We start from the raw sequence: 15,967 nt of genomic DNA on the forward strand, positions 1-15,967 counted from the left end.
TATGGTTACAGGCGAATTGAAAAGTAAAATTGATGGATTATGGGAAATCTTCTGGACTGGTGGATTGACGAATCCATTAGACGTGATTGAGCAGATGACATATCTAATGTTTATTCGTGACTTAGATGATGCGGACAATCTCCATGCAAAGGAAGCGGCAATGTTAGGACTTCCGCATAAAAGTATCTTTGCTGATGAGGTTCAGGTAGGAGAACGAACAATTGCAGGAAATCAACTGAAATGGAGTGTATTCCATGATTTTCCGGCAGCAAAGTTGTACAGCACAATGCAGGAGTGGGTATTTCCGTTTATTAAGAATCTTCATGGAGATAAGGATAGTGCTTACTCAAAATACATGGGAGATGCAATTTTCAAGGTTCCGACACCGCTGATGCTGGATAAAATTGTTACAGCTATGGATGCTATTTATGAGCAAATGGCGCAGTTGAAATCCGCTGATACAAGAGGAGATGTGTATGAGTATCTTCTTTCAAAGCTGGCAACAGCAGGAGTGAATGGACAGTTCCGTACACCGAGACACATTATTCGTATGATGGTGGAAATGATGGATCCAAAAGTCGATGAAATCATCTGTGATCCAGCTTGTGGTACCTCTGGATTTCTTGTATCGGCAAGTGAATACTTAAAAGAAACAAAAAAAGAAGAAGTATTCTTCAATAAACAAAACAAGAATCATTATATGAATCACATGTTCCATGGCTTTGATATGGACAGAACAATGCTTCGAATTGGTGCCATGAACATGATGACCCATGGTGTAGACAATCCATACATCGAGTAAGAATATTGGAGCTGACTGAGTCTATTATTGAAAAAAGATATGCAGAATTAGAGTCATTAGACAATCTTATCAAAGCCCGATTTGTCGAGATGTTTGGTGACCCAGATACCAATCCAAAGGGATGGAATGAATGTGCATTATCTGAAAAACTGAATGTAGTTGGAGGTTATGCCTTTAAGAGTGATGGCTTCAGCGAAGGAAGCGGGATTCCGGTTCTTAGAATCGGAAATATTAATGCAGGATTTTTCAGACCTGTTAATCTTGTTTATTGGCAAGAGGATGAAAGCCTTGATAGATATGCAATGTATCCGGGTGATTTGGTTATGTCACTGACTGGAACTGTTGGCAAGGATGATTACGGAAACGTCTGCATATTAGGTGCTGATTATGATATGTATTATCTTAATCAGCGAAATGCAAAACTTGAAATCATAGAGGGAATAGATAAGTTCTATCTTTCCCAATTGCTTAAGTTTGAACAGATTAAGAAAAAACTTACTGTTATCAGTAGAGGAGTTCGACAGGCTAATATTTCAAATAAAGATATTCTTAATTTGGTAGTACCTGTTCCGCCGATGGAATTACAGAGCCAATTTGCTGATTTTATAAATCAAGTCGACAAATCAAAAGTTGTAATCCAAGCTGCTTTAGATAAATCGCAATTGCTTTTTGATAGTTTGATGCAAAAATACTTTGGATAATGAAGGGAGTGTAATCTGACACCAGTCAATCAGTGCTGTCAAATCTTCTTTCTGACGAGTTACCCCCCTGTTAGTATAGGGGGGTTCTGAAATTTTCATTACCTCTGTTATCATCATCCCTGCCTTTCGTAGTATGCCGTGGCTTTCGCCACGTTCCCGGAACTTCCTCTACTCCCTTTGCTCCTTTCACGCTGTACGGAGCAGTCCGCAGAGAATTTCCGGGAACAGTCTCTACACGTTTCCTTTTCCGGTAACAACACGGATACCCTTGCAGGAGATTCTGTCCACCAATACCGGGAAGTTTCCTCTCTGCACATAAGGGGCATATACCGCTTCTTCTAGTTCTACCACTGTGTAAGGCTCTACCTTTGGAAGTTCTGTTGCTTCCAGACGGATATCTACGCTGTTTCCAAGTTTCATGCTTCCGAGGTGAAGTTTCAATGCTTCCACTTCCTCGGTTTTCTTCCGGGTTTCCTTATCATACTTGTAGCAGTAGTCTGCTCCCATGTAACGGAGTTCCCCGAACGCTTCTCTGACCTGTTCTTTTGTCAATGTAATCTGCATGCTACATTTCTCCTTTTTTGAAATCATGGTGAATGAGTGTCTGGTAAGTGTGACAAGTCCTTTTCATATCCACGTCTATATTTATTTCATTACTTTTCTCCTTACCTCTTAACCTCATCATAGACCTGTTTTTTCTTCTTGTCAACAATTATTTTACTTTTTCCCTTACTTTTTATTTTTGTATTTCAAACGCTTAACTATATCTTTTTATAACTTATTATAATTTTACCCTTACATTTATCCTTATCTTGTGTTATGATGAAAACAGAAACGAGGTGTGCATATGTTTGTGAATAAAGAAGCAGTAGGAAAACGAATTTTACAGATACGCAAGAAATACGGTTACAGTATGCAGAAGTTTGGGGAAATCATAGATAATGCCCCGAAAGGCTCTGTAAACAGTTGGGAAAAGGGTGTGAATCTTCCCAATGAGAAACGCTTGAAGCAGATTGCCACGTTGGGCAATATGACGCTGAATGAACTTCTGTATGGTTCATTTAAAGAATATGTAGATATGCTTATCACAGAAAAACTGGGGATTGAACTGCCGGAAGAATTTACCAGAACTTTCTATTCTCTTTTAGAGCAGAACGGATTTACCTACGGGGATGATATCGAGATTGTCCGGCTTGTAAACGGCTTTCTGACTTATCATAACCTTACAACAAAAGAAACCGCCATTTTCTATCAGCCAACTGCATACTCCGGCGATTATTTTGACGGTATCATACAAAAAGCGGATTCTTCCGTTCTGGTCTGCCGGGCATATGCAGATAAGGCAAACAACACCTTACATATCATTCCGGCTTTTGAGAATGGACAGACTGAGGAAGTAGCAGACTTCTTTCATGCACTGAAAAGCATAACCGCTCCACACAACAACAATTATTTCACTTCCGGCTTTCTGACACTCGGACTGGCATTGAGAGATTCCAAAGTAATTATCTATGGAATTGATGAAAAACAGGGAACAACACAGGTAATCCCTTACGAATATGATTGCGAATCAGACGCTTATATCCAGAATGAACATCTGGCATATACCAGACAGGATAGCTTTTTCCGAGAAGCCACGAAAGAAGCGGTCTATCGGAAAATGCAATCCGACAGAAGTAACCCATAAGATAAACAAGAGGACTTGCAAGGTTTGTGACCTTTCAAGTCCTCTTATGTATCATGATGGTATTGGCTGTGTCCGTTCCGTAAAGGACTGCCCTACGGCGTCTCGGCTTCGCCTTGTTCCTTTACCTCACTAATAATAATGTTCTGATAGCAGAACTCTTACTTATACTTTTATCTTACTATTCTTTCAATTTTTACCGTTTCACCATCAATATTATACTTAAAAAAATAAAATTTAATAACATTTCCTTCTGATACTTGTTCTAGATCACCTTTACACTTAGTACAATCTAAACTAACTTTTGTCGTATCAAAAAATAGACTACTTTCTTCCTTCTCATTTAGTTCTATTAAAAGTGTATCAAAAGTTTTCTCTACAACAACCCCACTCAAATGAAACCAATGAGAATTATCATCTCCACTAGAACGCAACTCCATATTTTGACGATTCTCCTTAAAAACATTTCCTTTTACGCCAAGCACAATTAATACTATTGCAAGCAAAAGTATGATTAACAAAATCAATCGTTTCTTATCCATTAAATGTAGTCCCCGATATGTCTGTCCAACTATCAAAATCAAAATTCAAATAACGTACTGTATCCCCCCATCCATCAAATACCATCAATGTATGTACTGTATTTCCAGAATTATATGCTCGCAAAGTTGCATATCCCTCTGCTGCCATTGAATGCCCCGCACGTTCTCCAGTATCACTGCTAATTATACCACAATGGACAACTGCTATATCTCCTCTATCAATGCAATTAGTGAAAAAATTATAATTGGGACTATAGTCAGTATTTTGTGTTACAGAAACATTCTTTCCAGCACAAAAGTCCACAAATCCAGGTCCAATATTGCCAATAGTTGTTGAACCATATGTTATTCCTCCACTCTCCGATGAAACTGTCGTTCCTGTTGAATCCCAAATATCCATATAATCACCTGCAATATCTGTATAATCAACAGCATTATAATATGCACCACATGCTAATAATGCACTAACTGCACATGCATAATGTCCTGTTACACTTTCTATATACGGCTCATTAAAGGAAATAAATTCTTGAAGATGATTTGTTGAAACAAGCGTGTAGTTTTCATAAACTTCATCAATATCTAGCAAAACCTCATCCCAAGTAGCTGGGTCTTTTCCCCTACTCTCATTCAAGGACAGTACTGTTTTTTCTAATGTTTCACCATAATTCGTTCTAATCTTTCCCAAATTATCAACAATACCATATTCAAACGGAGCTATTTTATATATTTCAGAGGTATTTGCTTTTTCACTAAATACATTTGCTTCACTTTGATAAATCACCTCATATGGATTTGCTGAATTATTACCAAATGAGTATTCTGATATCAAAGATTCACACGTAGTATCAAAAACTACATATCCATATGGTTTGTTTTCTAAATTGTAATTTACAATATATCCAATAGCTTGACCTGTTGTATCATAAAATTTTCTCGGATTATTAGCAACAATATTGCTATTTTCTCCTATTCCCTTTGCAAAACGTTCTGCCATCTGTATCGCCAAATCATCCGTAACATTTACAACAGAAGTATTCTCCGATGCATGGACAGGAACTATTGACATAATAGTCAATATAAAGATTGTCAAAAGTGAAGCAAATCGTTTAAAAATTTTTCTCATAAATATCCTTCCTCCTTAGATTATATATTTACTTTAATATTATATCTTATTCCCTATTTTGTCTATATTTTTTTATGTTTATTTCAAATATTTCATTCCATTTTATTTTTATCAAACTATTTTCAAACAAATCCAAACAAAGAATCTCGGGGCAAATTTCGGTCAAATCAGGATAAATAAATATAACACTTTATATGTAAGTCAATTTTAAAAAAGCCTGTAATTCCGGGCTTTACAACACTTTGTAACACAATATAAACCAGTTCGATAATCCCTCCTAATTTTATACTTTTCCCATGATGGAGCAGCTTATTTGACCGTATCTCTAGCACCAAAGATGTTGTATTCTATACTGATACATCAATAGAATTGCGAACTAACCTATTACCATTTTTGACAAGCGTAGATTCCACTGATTCTCTTGTAACGTTATCAAGAATGCTTGTATCAAACTTTTGTCCCGGCTTCCAATTTGGATTAGCCGATTTCACTGCTGCATACATAGCAGCTCTATACTGTCCTTCGTATTGCTCTAAAGTCCATGTACCACTTAAACGTTTGTCTTTACTTACAGAATACCATTGTCTGTTCATACGATCAGCTTCATACTGGTATTCAGATGCCTTAATGTTCATGCGATTTGTTTCCAGTTTGGCATAGGTACTTTTGGTGATGGAGATACCCATAAGATTTAATTTTGCAACTACTTGGTCTTGAGTCATATTGTTTTTATATCGAATTGCTTGGATATTTTTACCAATATCCATATCTGGTCTAATCTTTTGCATAATGATGAACTCCCCTTATAAAATAAAAAGATTCGTAATACAGAAATATATATATTGATTCTAAAGAATTTAAATTTTATAATGTTTCGTAATAAGGAATTATTTTTAACAGGAAGAGGTAAAAGTATAATGGATGTGGAGATGGAAAAGAGAAAATTTTTAAATCTATGTGGCAAAAGAGATCGAGCATTATTGTCAGGTGAAAAAAGAATGACATTGGGGGATATGGAACGATTGACATATCTGACAGAATTTTTTGAACTGGAGAACTATGGAATCGCCTTATGGAAAGAATTTGGTGATGATGTAAAAGAGCCATTTGAAGCGATGATGAAAATGTTAGATGAGCCGGAGTGCATAGAAGATCGATGGCTTGATGACGAAGCAAAAGGGGAAAAGTGGTTGTTAGAATTTCAGGAACTGGCATTAACGGAAGAATACAGGGAATGGATTCGAAATTATATCGATAAAAAATATGAAGAAAGAGGATTACCATATCCGACAGGAGCAGACTTCGATTAAGAGGTCTGCTTTTTTCTGGTCTTTTGGGAGGTGATAAGAGGTGGAAGTAAGTATTTATGAACTCTTGGCGGCAGCAAGAGAATCGGCTAAATCTGATTATATAAAAGGGGACAGCATTTTGTGTGAGAAGAGATTTCATCCAGATACCCATTACATGGTGGAAATGGAGCTGTTAGAAAATGATAACAGGCTGGGAGAAAAGGGGAATTATATACGGAAGTTTTTGTCAGAACCGGAGTATCTTCCCATTTTACAAAAGCAGGAAAAACATCTCATAAAAATAAAAAGACAGGCAATTGTTCAAAAAGGAAACTTGCGATATATCCCTCCCCCGGACAGGCCGAACCGCCACCGGGAGAGGGATCTTTTATAACCGGCTGGGAAGGAACAGTAGTGTTCCTCTGGCGATAGTGGTATAAAAAAGCCAGATTTTCCGCAGGTTTTGGGACACTGGAACATAGAAAAGTGTTCACGAATGGCACTTTTGCAACGATCCGTTGCAGCAGTGAAAGCATTTTTGACATTACGTTAAACAGAAAAATGAAAGGATGTGATTGCGATAATCATAGGAATTGATCATGGCTATTATGCAATAAAAACAAGACAAGTGTCTTTCCCAAGTGGAATTATCAGGTATGATTACGAGCCGTATACCATGCAGAATGTTCTGCAGTATCAGGGAAAGTATTATGTCTGTGGTACGGGAAGACAGACGCTGGTAAAAAATAAAACGTCCAATGATAATTATTATCTGCTGACGTTGGCAGCCATTGCAGAAGAAATCAAGCATCGGAAAGCGGAACGAAAGACAGAGGTAATTCTGGCTGTCGGACTTCCGCTTTCAAGTTTCGGAAGAGAGAAACAGGGATTCAGGGAGTATCTGTTGCGGAAAGAGCAGCCAGTGCGATTTTTATATGAAAGTGAATTATATGAGATAACAATAAAAGATGTGAAACTGTTCCCACAGGGATACTCTGCGCTTGCTCTTCATCCAGAGTATCTGAAAAATGAACCGTCTGTTCTGCTTGTTGATATTGGTGGCTGGACCGTTGACCTTATGAGGCTGGACAATGCTGTTCCGAATGCAGCAACGTGCAGGAGTCTGGAGCTTGGAGTGATCCGATGTATTGATGAGACAGCAGAACAGGTGCGTAGAAATACCGGACTGTCTGTAACAGAAACTCAAATTGAGCGTGTGCTTCGGGGGGAATCTTGCAGTATGGCAGAGGAGGCCAGACGGATTATACAGGAAAGCGGACGGAAATATATAGAAAGAATACTGTCTGCGGTGACAGAATCTGGGTTTGATCTCCGGGCAGTACCAACCGTATTTATGGGTGGAGGCTCCGCAATTTTAAAACGCCACGTGACCGCACAGGACGCGATTTGCCGCCCCGTTTTTATAGAGGACGTCCATGCCAACGCAACAGGGTATGAACGGATTGTAGAGCAGATGTGGGCGAGATGACACGTCCGGTATATTCGTTCCGCCCAAACCTGAAAAATCCAGAACACCAGAGGGCATGGGAGAAATTTCAAAGTGTTCCAGAAGGGCAGAAAAGCCAGTATCTGGTTCAGGCAATTCTGGAAAAAGAGGATCGGAAATGGCTGGAAGAAGTCATTCAAAAGACGATAAAAGAAAGTGTTCGGGAATTAGGAATATGTGGCACTACGGAACAATTGAAAACGAAACCATCATCGGAAGAAATACCAGCTCAGATGATGGATTTTTTATCTCAAATGGAAAATTTGTAAAGGGGGTGAGGCCTATGATTGCACGATACATACATTGTTGGATCTGCTAGGGGTAAGGACAGAAATGTATCGTTATCTTTGGTGGGTATTGTGAATAGCTTTCCATGCGGCTTTGGAGTATGTTGTGTGTAGCGAAAGAGAAAGGAGAAAAGTTATGGCAGAGATGAAAAATATCTGCGGAAAGATCCCGATGGACTTACATGAAAAAGTAAGAGAAGAGATCGAACTCACAGAAAGCAGCACACAAAAATTTTTACAACAGGTCATTGAAGAACATTTCAACAGACTGGAAGGAAAAGGAGAAATAAGCATGGGAGCAGTAAGAACAGTAGCAGTACAGGTATCAGAGGAGTTATTCCAGAGATTAAAAGTAGTCATCGGACAGAAACACATGAAACAGAAAGACTTCTTAATTCAGATTATAGAAGAAGCGCTGGAAAAGGCAGAGGCAGAATGGCAAAGCAAAGAACAGCCTGAAGAATCCGAACAGACAACCGAAGAATCGGGAACAGAAGAAACTCAACCGGAAGAAAGCACTGAGCCGGAAGGGGAGTGTGAACCAGAAGAGGAAAGCGAGCCAGAAGGAGAGAGCGAACCGAAAGAGGAAAACGAACCGGAAGGAGAGAGCGAACCAAAAGAGGAAAACGAACCTGAAGGGGAAAGCGAACCGGAAGAGGAAACTGAACCAGAAAGAGAAACTGATCTGGAAGAAGAAACCAAAGCAGAAGAACAAACAGAATGGTAACTAATTGATACAGAATAACGAAGGGCGGTATGAGAAATCATGCCGCCTGTTTTTATCAGCAAAAAGGAGGTTGATAGCCGCAACCATTCAATTTTTTGATCTCTTTAGCGGAATCGGGGGATTCCGTGAAGGCTTAAGACGGGCAGGAAACTTTGTCTGTGTCGGACATTGCGAGGTGGATACTTATGCGGATAAGAACTACCGATTGCTGTTTGACACAGAAGGGGAGTGGTATTGTAGTGATGCAAGAACAATTGAACCAGAACGAATGCCAGATTTTGATTTACTCTGTGCAGGATTTCCTTGCCAGGCATTCTCTATCGCCGGAAAGCGAGAAGGATTTGCTGACGCAAGAGGAACTCTCTTTTTTGAAATTGCCCGGATTCTTGAAGCTAAAAGACCCTCGTATTTTATCCTTGAAAATGTTCCCGGTTTGTTATCGCATGACAAAGGCCGGACGTTTTGCACCATCCTCAGTACGCTTTCTGAACTGGGGTACCATGTCGAATGGAAAGTGCTTAACAGCAAGGATTTCGGAGTCCCCCAAGCAAGAAAGCGGGTGTATATTGTCGGATATCTTGATTTCAGATGTGCCGGAAAAGTATTACCTGAACCAGAAACAAATGGAGCAGCTCTTGTTCAAATCCGGGCAGGAAGTCAGGGAAAAAGAGTCTACAGTCCAAAAGGATTAAGCTGTACCTTGACATCACAAGCCGGAGGAATGGGTGGAAAGACAGGATTATATGATGTGGGTGTTCCAATTAAAGAAAATACAAAGCTCGGCTACAAACTTGCAAGAGAGGGTGACAGCATCGATTTAGGCTATGCGAATCTCAACAGCAGGAGAGGAAGAGTCGGACATCGGATAGCACATACCCTGACTACAGGTATCCAACAGGGAACACTTCATTTTGTAGATTTATCTCCGCCACCACTGATAACTGAAGAATGCAGAAGCCTTAATACCCGACAATGCGGAATCCACAAATACAAAGGAGAATGTTCCGGCGTATTAAGTGAAGAAGGGGCAAGAGCAGTCCTTACACCAGCCAAAGAAAATGTTCGTCAGAACGGCAGACGTATGAAAGAACCCGAAGAACCGATGTTTACAATTACTGCAACCGATCGTCATGGCATCTTGTATCACGGCAGAATAAGAAGGTTAGTTCCGAGGGAATGTCTGCGTCTGCAGGGTTATTACGACTGGCAGATTGATAAGATCATAGACAGCACTTCTGACGCACAGCTTTATAAACAGGCTGGAAACGGAGTAACTGTCAATGTTATCGAGGCAATTGGCAGATTGTTACAAAAGGCAGACTCCGAACTCAACACACAGGAAGTGTCTGAGAAAGGAATCTATTAGGCATGATCGGTATAAAAGACCAATACTTTGGCACAGAAATCGAAATGACAGGGATTACCAGACAACGTGCTGCAGAAGTTGTTGCTGAAATGTTTGGAACAGAAGCATATTATGACGGCACTACCTACGGAATCTGGTCAGTGATAGATTTGGAAGGAAAAAAGTGGAAATTTATGTCTGATGGAAGCATTTATACACAACGGAAAGTATACGGTCGAATTGTAGATGCAAGTGGAGAATATTCAACAGAAATGGTATCTCCGAAATTATCCTATGATGAAATGGGAAAGTTACAGGAAGTAGTACGCTGTCTGCGACAGCATGGAGGTTTTGTAAATGAGTCCTGTGGTCAGCATGTTCATGTAGATGCATCGAATCATACACCGCAAAGCCTGAAAAATGCATTGACAATTATGTATGCAAAGGAAGATATCCTGTTCAAGGCTCTGAAAGTGCAGGAGAGAAGAGCAAATAGTTATTGTCAGAGAGTGCAACCGGAGGTATTGGAGAAAATCCGAAAAATACCAAATAGGTCAATCACTATGGACCGAGTAAGAAATGTCTGGTATGGAGGCAGGGATAGAAGTCATATCCATTATGATGATACCCGTTATTATGCTCTAAATCTTCATGCTGTGTTTTCCAAGGGAACTTTGGAATGGCGCTGTTTTGAAAGCACACTACATGCAGGAAAGGTAAGAGCAAACATTACATTGGCATTAGCCATTTCCGCACAGGCGATCAATCAGAGATCTACACAGATGAAAAAGACACTGATATCAGAAAATCCGGCATTTACATTTCGTACATTTTTATTGAGACTTGGGTTAATTGGAGATGAATATAAAAATGTCCGAAAACATCTGCTGGCAAATCTGGATGGTGATCTTGCGTGGAGATATGATAAAAGCACGTATGAGTGTCTGAAGAAAAATCAAAGGACAGAAGGAGTCAGATAGAGGTGAGAAAGAATGGAAGATAGATATTACTTCGCTTATGGCAGCAACATGAATCTGGAGCAGATGAAGTACAGGTGTCCGGCTGCGGAAGTTGTGGAAAATGTCCGGCTTGAAGATTATCGGCTGGCATTTCGAGGAAGGGCTCCGGGTAACGGAGTAGCAACGGTACTGCCGGAAAAAGGAAGCTATGTCGAAGGAGTCTTATGGAAAATCACAGAAGCGTGTGAGAAGAGTCTGGATTTTTATGAAGGATTTCCAAGTTTTTATGGGAAAGAATCAATTCGTGTAAAAAATCGGGATGGTGTGGAGAAAGAAGTGTTTGTATATATGATGAACGCTCCGCACAAAGATGTTCCGGCAAGGCCGTCGAAATTTTATCTGGATGGAATTCTGGAAGGATGTAAGGATAACCAGATTCCAACGGAGTCTGTCATGGAAGCGGTAAAACGTACCAGACAGGAAGTAAAAAAAGAAAAAAATCGATATGCAAGATAAAACGTACCGCAGAGGAAACATCTTCTGCGGTATTTTACTGAAAAAATCTATTTATAATAGGAAGGAAAAGCACATGAAGGTTAGAAAATTAAAGACCAGAATTGCTGCTTTTGGACTGGCTGTCCTGATGGGCATCAGTACCTTGAGCAGTGCGAATGCGTTTGCGGCCGAACAGACAGGCTCGGAACAGCAGACGGAAGTACAGGCATCTGAACAGGCGGTAACAAGCCAGAAAGATACATCAGTTACAGCAGATGATATCACAAAAGCAGTTTCAGATGATACATTTGCAGTGGAAACCAGTATGGAAGGAATCCATTATGATGCAGAAAAAGAAGATGTTACGCTTGTAAGTATCAAAGATGAGAATGGTGGAGCGTATCATTCAGACAAAGCAGGAACATATATTGCCACTTATATGGTCATTCCAAAAGATAAGAGTGACAGCTATACCATCACCCGGAAAGTGACTCTGACGGATACCGAAGGACAGGCACATTCCGAAGAAAATGGTGGAGAGAAACAGAAGTCAGATACAGAATCTGAAGATGATTCGGAATCGCCTGTGCAGAACTACACAGATGTAGAAATTGAAACATCCGAAGAAGATGCATCTGCACAGGCAGTCAAAGAACTGAAAGAGGACATCGAAGAGGGAAATGTGATGGTATTGTCTGCGGCTGAAAGAGCTACAAGCAGCGGTTCTACAGTAACATTGACAAAGGGGCGAACCATTTATTATCCAAGCTATATTGGAAATTATCTTACTTGTCTGTTTACCGTAAACGGAAAGATCGCATACTGTCTCCAGTCCCAAAAAGCATCCCCACCGAGTGGAAGTTATGTGGCACAGGTATTGGACAGTAACAAGAATCTGCAGAAAGTCCTTTACTATGGCTATGGTGGGGCAGGAGATCTGACAGGAAGTTATCTGTCCGGGAAATCAGAGGATGAAAAGTATGTGTATACGCATATTGCAGCCAGCTACGCTTACGCAGGAGAAGCCGGATTTACAGGCTGTAATTACAATGACCTTGTAAATGCAGGGGTGATCGCATATATCAATTACCTGTTCGGACAGGAAGAACCGCCAAAAGGGGAACTGAGACTTTCCAGTACGAAACTGAATGCAGTAAGGGATGGAAATCTCCAGAAAACACCAAATATCACACTGTCCGGGGATCACAGAAATTATGTGACACTCAGTGTGCCGGAAAATGTCACCGCACATAACCTGACTAAAGGAACAAGTGTGACAAATGGAAAGATCCAGATTTATGGCGGCGATACTATTTATCTGTCGGCAGATCTGTTGCTGACAGGCAGTTATGCTTCCGGCAACTTATACGGTTCTGTCGGAAAGACATGGAGAACGCTGGTGCTGACGACCGGAGATTCCAAACAGGATATCGGTGTATTTGAAAGCGAAACAGCAGCTCCGGTAAGTTTCAGTGTACAGTGGCTGAATATGACACGCATTGAACTTATGAAAAAAGATGTCAATACACAGAATCCGCTGTCTGGGGCAGTTTATGGTATTTATACTGATAAGAAGTGTGAAAACCTGCTTATGACAATGTCAGCAACCGGAACAGACGGAAAAGCAGTCAGCGATTATTTTGATTCCGCACTGAAAACTGTGTATGTAAAAGAGGTTACTGCTCCGACAGGGTACAAACTGAATACAGAAGTATATAAAGTAGATGTTACAGCAGGAAAGACATTGTCTGTAACTGCAACAGATGAGAGAGTCACCGGAAAGGTGAAAATCGCAAAGATTGATAAAGAAACACTTGCATTTAAGGCACAGGGGGACAGTGCTCTTCGTGGTGCGGTGTATGGTCTGTATGCCAAAGAGGACATCGTGCATCCGGATGGAACAACAGGAGTTCTGTATAAACAGGACAGCCTGATCGCGCAGGGAGTCATCGGAGATGATGGAACACTGGAGTTTTCAGAATTATACCTTGGAGAAATGTATGTAAAAGAAATCACTCCACCGGAAGGATATACACTGGATACTACAAAATATGAAGTATCCGTAACTTATGAAGGTCAGGATGTTGCAGAAGTGACAAGAGACCTTACGGTAAAAGAGCAGGTAAAGAAACAGGCATTCCAGTTAATCAAAGTCAGTGAAGATGGAGAGCAGACAGAAACAGACCTGGTTGCAGGAGCAGGATTTAAGGTATATCTAATCAGCGACCTGACACAGGTGAAAAATGGGAAACTGAAACCGTCCAATGGGGAAAGCTATACAGCAAATGATTTCAAGAATTATGACTTCAGCAAAGAGCAGGTTGCAGTTACTTATGAGAAAGGAACCGCCGTACCAGTACCGGAACTGATCACTGATACCAAAGGATATGCAGTCAGCCCGGAACTGCCGTATGGAAGTTATGTTGTAGTGGAAAGCACTACCCCGGAGAATCTGAAAACCATTGATCCATTTGTTGTAAATGTGGAAAATGACAGCAGAGAACCAATGCAGTGGAGAGTATTTGATGACCGTCCGTTTGAATTTTTGTTGAAAATCGTAAAGAAGGATGCACAGACTGGAAATACGGTTTTAAAGGCCGGAGCCTCTTATAAGATTTACGATGTGACAAATAAGAAATATGTGGAACAGGTTGTTCAGTATCCGAAGAAAGAAAAGATCAGTGTATTCAAAACAAATGAGGAAGGATATCTGATCACACCGCAGGAACTGAAGTGCGCTACCTATCGAATCGAAGAAGTAAAAGCACCGGAAGGATTTGTAAGGCAGGGAAGCGAAGAGTCCCTGTATGATGGAACAACGATTATTTCACCATTAGAGCAGACTACAAAAGGAACATATAAAGAAAATCCACAGAGCGGTATTGTAATTACAGTATCCTCAAATACTGCACATCAGATTGATCCGGATACAGGAGCTGCGATTGTAGAAGTAGAACAGAAAAATGACGAACAGGTAGGAAGCCTGCTCCTGACGAAAAAGGGAGAACAGCTTACCGAAGTAACCGGAGATTCTGTTCTGGCAAAAGTAAAAGCACTGGTTTCTAAAGTAAGAAATGCCGTATCTGGTAAAGAAGAAACAGGTATTTATAAAGGCTTTAAATATGAAGAAACCGGAGTAGAAGGTGCTGAATTCGAAGTATATGCCAAAGATACCATCTATTCACCGGACGGAGCAAAGGACGAAGCAGGAAATCCAGTTGTCCGATATGAGAAAGATGACCTGGTAGCCAAACTGACTACAGATGAAAAGGGAATGGCAGTTATCAACAATCTGCCACTGGGAACTTATTATCTGAAAGAAGTTGTAGCAGGAGAGAATTTTGTCCTGAATACAGAACAGAAAGAATTTACCCTGACAGCAGAGGATGATACACAGGCAGTCGTTTATGAAGGCGTTACCTATAAAAATGAAAGACAGAAAGTTTCTGTATCAGTAGAAAAGAAAGATTCTGTCACAGGCGAAAAGCTGGAAGGTGTTATTTTTGGACTGTATGCTGCGGAAGATATTCTTTCTAATCAGGGAGAGGTTCTCGTAGAGAAAGATACCCTGCTGGAAAAGAAAGCAACGGATGCAAAGGGAACACTTACTTTCGACAGCGATCTTCCACATGGAAAATACTATGTCAAAGAGGAAGTCAGAAAAGCCGGATATCTTCCAAATGAGGAAGTATGGAATGTAGATGCAACTTACGAAAATCAGAATCTTACAAAGATTGAACTGAACAAAGAAGTTGAGAATCAGCCGACAGAAACACGCATTACAAAAACAGATGCAACAACCGGAAATGAGCTGGAAGGAGCCAAACTGCAGGTCATTGATAAAGCCGGAAATGTTGTGGAAGAATGGGTAAGCAGTAAGGAAGAACATGTCATTTACGGACTGCCGGAAGGAAGTTATACCTTACATGAGGAACTGGCTCCTTATGAAGATGGCTATGTGTCTGCCAGCGATGTGACGTTTGAAGTCAAAGAAGATGGCAGTGTGACAAAGGTTGAGATGAAAGATGAATATTCCAAAGTGGAAATTTCAAAAACAGACCTTACAACCGGAAAAGAACTGGAAGGGGCAAAGCTTCAAATTATCCGCAAAGACGGAACTGTTTTGGAAGAGTGGATTACGGACGGAAAGCCACATTCCATTGCAAAACTCCCAGTCAATGAAGAACTTACTCTGCGTGAGATCACAGCACCGGATGGTTACGAGATTGCGGAAGATGTCACATTCACATTGAAAGATACAATGGAAGTCCAGAAAGTAGAAATGAAAGATGCCAGAACACCGGAGAAAACAACAGAAAAAACAAATGCACCAAAAACAGGTGACAACCAGAAAGTATGGGCATTTATTTTACTTGGTCTGGCATCTGCCGGAACAGCTGCAGGAGTGACCGTATACCGCAGAAAAAAGTCAAAAATGCCAGAAAACAAAGAAGAAACAGAAGAAAAATAAAATAAGAATTACAGGATAAACCAATCTGACAG

14 protein-coding genes and 3 pseudogenes are annotated in these 15,967 nt (G+C 40.4%); 12 read left to right on the forward strand and 5 right to left on the reverse strand.

What is annotated here, in order from left to right; translation table 11 throughout:
* Nucleotide 1: 1 nt before the first annotated feature.
* Together LI149_RS07975 and LI149_RS07980 are read left to right on the forward strand one after the other, a co-directional pair.
* A pseudogene (locus tag LI149_RS07975) lies at nt 2-796 on the forward strand (N-6 DNA methylase); the annotation flags it as partial.
* 11 nt (nt 797-807) lie between these two features.
* On the forward strand, nt 808-1,503 hold the full coding sequence (locus LI149_RS07980) for a restriction endonuclease subunit S (protein ID WP_227143184.1): 696 nt from the start codon (nt 808-810) through the stop codon (nt 1,501-1,503).
* A 231-nt stretch (nt 1,504-1,734) separates the two neighbouring features.
* Here LI149_RS07980 and LI149_RS07985 read toward each other — a convergent pair whose 3' ends face one another.
* On the reverse strand, nt 1,735-2,067 hold the full coding sequence (locus LI149_RS07985; RefSeq protein WP_009244196.1) for a hypothetical protein: 333 nt from the start codon (nt 2,065-2,067) through the stop codon (nt 1,735-1,737).
* Nucleotides 2,068-2,350: 283 nt separating this feature from the next.
* On the opposite strand from LI149_RS07985, the gene LI149_RS07990 reads away from it, so the two are divergent.
* Complete coding sequence (locus LI149_RS07990; protein WP_005333717.1) at nt 2,351-3,190, forward strand: helix-turn-helix domain-containing protein; 840 nt, start codon at nt 2,351-2,353, stop codon at nt 3,188-3,190.
* A 170-nt stretch (nt 3,191-3,360) separates the two neighbouring features.
* Here the strand turns inward: LI149_RS07990 and LI149_RS07995 are convergent, their stop codons facing one another.
* The 4 genes and pseudogenes from LI149_RS07995 to LI149_RS15710 all read right to left on the reverse strand — a co-directional run.
* Nucleotides 3,361-3,729, reverse strand: a complete 369-nt coding sequence (locus LI149_RS07995) for a hypothetical protein (RefSeq protein WP_004844112.1) — start codon at nt 3,727-3,729, stop codon at nt 3,361-3,363.
* Nucleotides 3,722-4,855, reverse strand: coding sequence for a hypothetical protein (locus LI149_RS08000; protein ID WP_004844113.1), 1,134 nt, complete (start codon nt 4,853-4,855; stop codon nt 3,722-3,724). The genes LI149_RS07995 and LI149_RS08000 overlap by 8 nt, the downstream gene beginning before the upstream one ends.
* A 347-nt stretch (nt 4,856-5,202) precedes the next feature.
* Nucleotides 5,203-5,430 (reverse strand): annotated as a pseudogene (locus LI149_RS15705) (DUF3879 family protein); the annotation flags it as partial.
* A gap of 39 nt (nt 5,431-5,469) precedes the next feature.
* A pseudogene (locus LI149_RS15710) lies at nt 5,470-5,643 on the reverse strand (helix-turn-helix domain-containing protein); the annotation flags it as partial.
* 225 nt (nt 5,644-5,868) lie between these two features.
* On the opposite strand from LI149_RS15710, the gene LI149_RS08015 reads away from it, so the two are divergent.
* From LI149_RS08015 to LI149_RS08055, 9 genes are all read left to right on the forward strand, one after another.
* On the forward strand, nt 5,869-6,165 hold the full coding sequence (locus LI149_RS08015) for a hypothetical protein (RefSeq protein ID WP_227084812.1): 297 nt from the start codon (nt 5,869-5,871) through the stop codon (nt 6,163-6,165).
* Nucleotides 6,166-6,205: 40 nt separating this feature from the next.
* Nucleotides 6,206-6,538 (forward strand): DUF5720 family protein, encoded by a 333-nt coding sequence (locus LI149_RS08020; protein WP_161169722.1) that lies wholly within the window; start codon nt 6,206-6,208, stop codon nt 6,536-6,538.
* A 186-nt stretch (nt 6,539-6,724) separates the two neighbouring features.
* Entirely contained in the window at nt 6,725-7,633 is a 909-nt protein-coding gene (locus tag LI149_RS08025; RefSeq protein ID WP_173722859.1) for a ParM/StbA family protein, read from the forward strand.
* Nucleotides 7,630-7,920 (forward strand): plasmid segregation centromere-binding protein ParR, encoded by a 291-nt coding sequence (locus tag LI149_RS08030; RefSeq protein WP_118626984.1) that lies wholly within the window; start codon nt 7,630-7,632, stop codon nt 7,918-7,920. The genes LI149_RS08025 and LI149_RS08030 overlap by 4 nt, the downstream gene beginning before the upstream one ends.
* 154 nt (nt 7,921-8,074) lie before the next feature.
* On the forward strand, nt 8,075-8,665 hold the full coding sequence (locus LI149_RS08035; protein WP_226853952.1) for a hypothetical protein: 591 nt from the start codon (nt 8,075-8,077) through the stop codon (nt 8,663-8,665).
* Nucleotides 8,666-8,735: 70 nt separating this feature from the next.
* The gene (gene dcm, locus LI149_RS08040; protein WP_226853953.1) at nt 8,736-10,031 is read left to right on the forward strand and encodes a DNA (cytosine-5-)-methyltransferase; all 1,296 of its coding nucleotides are present in this window, start codon (nt 8,736-8,738) and stop codon (nt 10,029-10,031) included.
* A 2-nt stretch (nt 10,032-10,033) separates the two neighbouring features.
* On the forward strand, nt 10,034-10,990 hold the full coding sequence (locus tag LI149_RS08045; protein WP_118626981.1) for an amidoligase family protein: 957 nt from the start codon (nt 10,034-10,036) through the stop codon (nt 10,988-10,990).
* Nucleotides 10,991-11,002: 12 nt separating this feature from the next.
* The gene (locus tag LI149_RS08050; RefSeq protein WP_226853954.1) at nt 11,003-11,485 is read left to right on the forward strand and encodes a gamma-glutamylcyclotransferase family protein; all 483 of its coding nucleotides are present in this window, start codon (nt 11,003-11,005) and stop codon (nt 11,483-11,485) included.
* 73 nt (nt 11,486-11,558) lie between these two features.
* Nucleotides 11,559-15,935 (forward strand): SpaA isopeptide-forming pilin-related protein, encoded by a 4,377-nt coding sequence (locus LI149_RS08055; RefSeq protein WP_226853955.1) that lies wholly within the window; start codon nt 11,559-11,561, stop codon nt 15,933-15,935.
* Nucleotides 15,936-15,967: the final 32 nt, after the last annotated feature.

This window comes from Dorea sp. 210702-DFI.3.17 (assembly GCF_020560825.1).
Taxonomy (GTDB): Bacteria; Bacillota; Clostridia; order Lachnospirales; family Lachnospiraceae; genus Dorea; species Dorea formicigenerans.

Excerpts from the sequence above, each read along its gene's own strand:
- LI149_RS07985 (WP_009244196.1), bottom strand. The coding sequence starts at position 2,067 with ATGCAGATTACATTGACAAAAGAACAGGTCAGAGAAGCGTTCGGGGAA.
- LI149_RS07990 (WP_005333717.1), top strand. The coding sequence starts at position 2,351 with ATGTTTGTGAATAAAGAAGCAGTAGGAAAACGAATTTTACAGATACGC.
- LI149_RS07995 (WP_004844112.1), bottom strand. The coding sequence starts at position 3,729 with ATGGATAAGAAACGATTGATTTTGTTAATCATACTTTTGCTTGCAATA.
- LI149_RS08000 (WP_004844113.1), bottom strand. The coding sequence starts at position 4,855 with ATGAGAAAAATTTTTAAACGATTTGCTTCACTTTTGACAATCTTTATA.
- LI149_RS08015 (WP_227084812.1), top strand. The coding sequence starts at position 5,869 with ATGGAACGATTGACATATCTGACAGAATTTTTTGAACTGGAGAACTAT.
- LI149_RS08030 (WP_118626984.1), top strand. The coding sequence starts at position 7,630 with ATGACACGTCCGGTATATTCGTTCCGCCCAAACCTGAAAAATCCAGAA.
- LI149_RS08035 (WP_226853952.1), top strand. The coding sequence starts at position 8,075 with ATGGCAGAGATGAAAAATATCTGCGGAAAGATCCCGATGGACTTACAT.
- LI149_RS08045 (WP_118626981.1), top strand. The coding sequence starts at position 10,034 with ATGATCGGTATAAAAGACCAATACTTTGGCACAGAAATCGAAATGACA.
- LI149_RS08050 (WP_226853954.1), top strand. The coding sequence starts at position 11,003 with ATGGAAGATAGATATTACTTCGCTTATGGCAGCAACATGAATCTGGAG.
- LI149_RS08055 (WP_226853955.1), top strand. The coding sequence starts at position 11,559 with ATGAAGGTTAGAAAATTAAAGACCAGAATTGCTGCTTTTGGACTGGCT.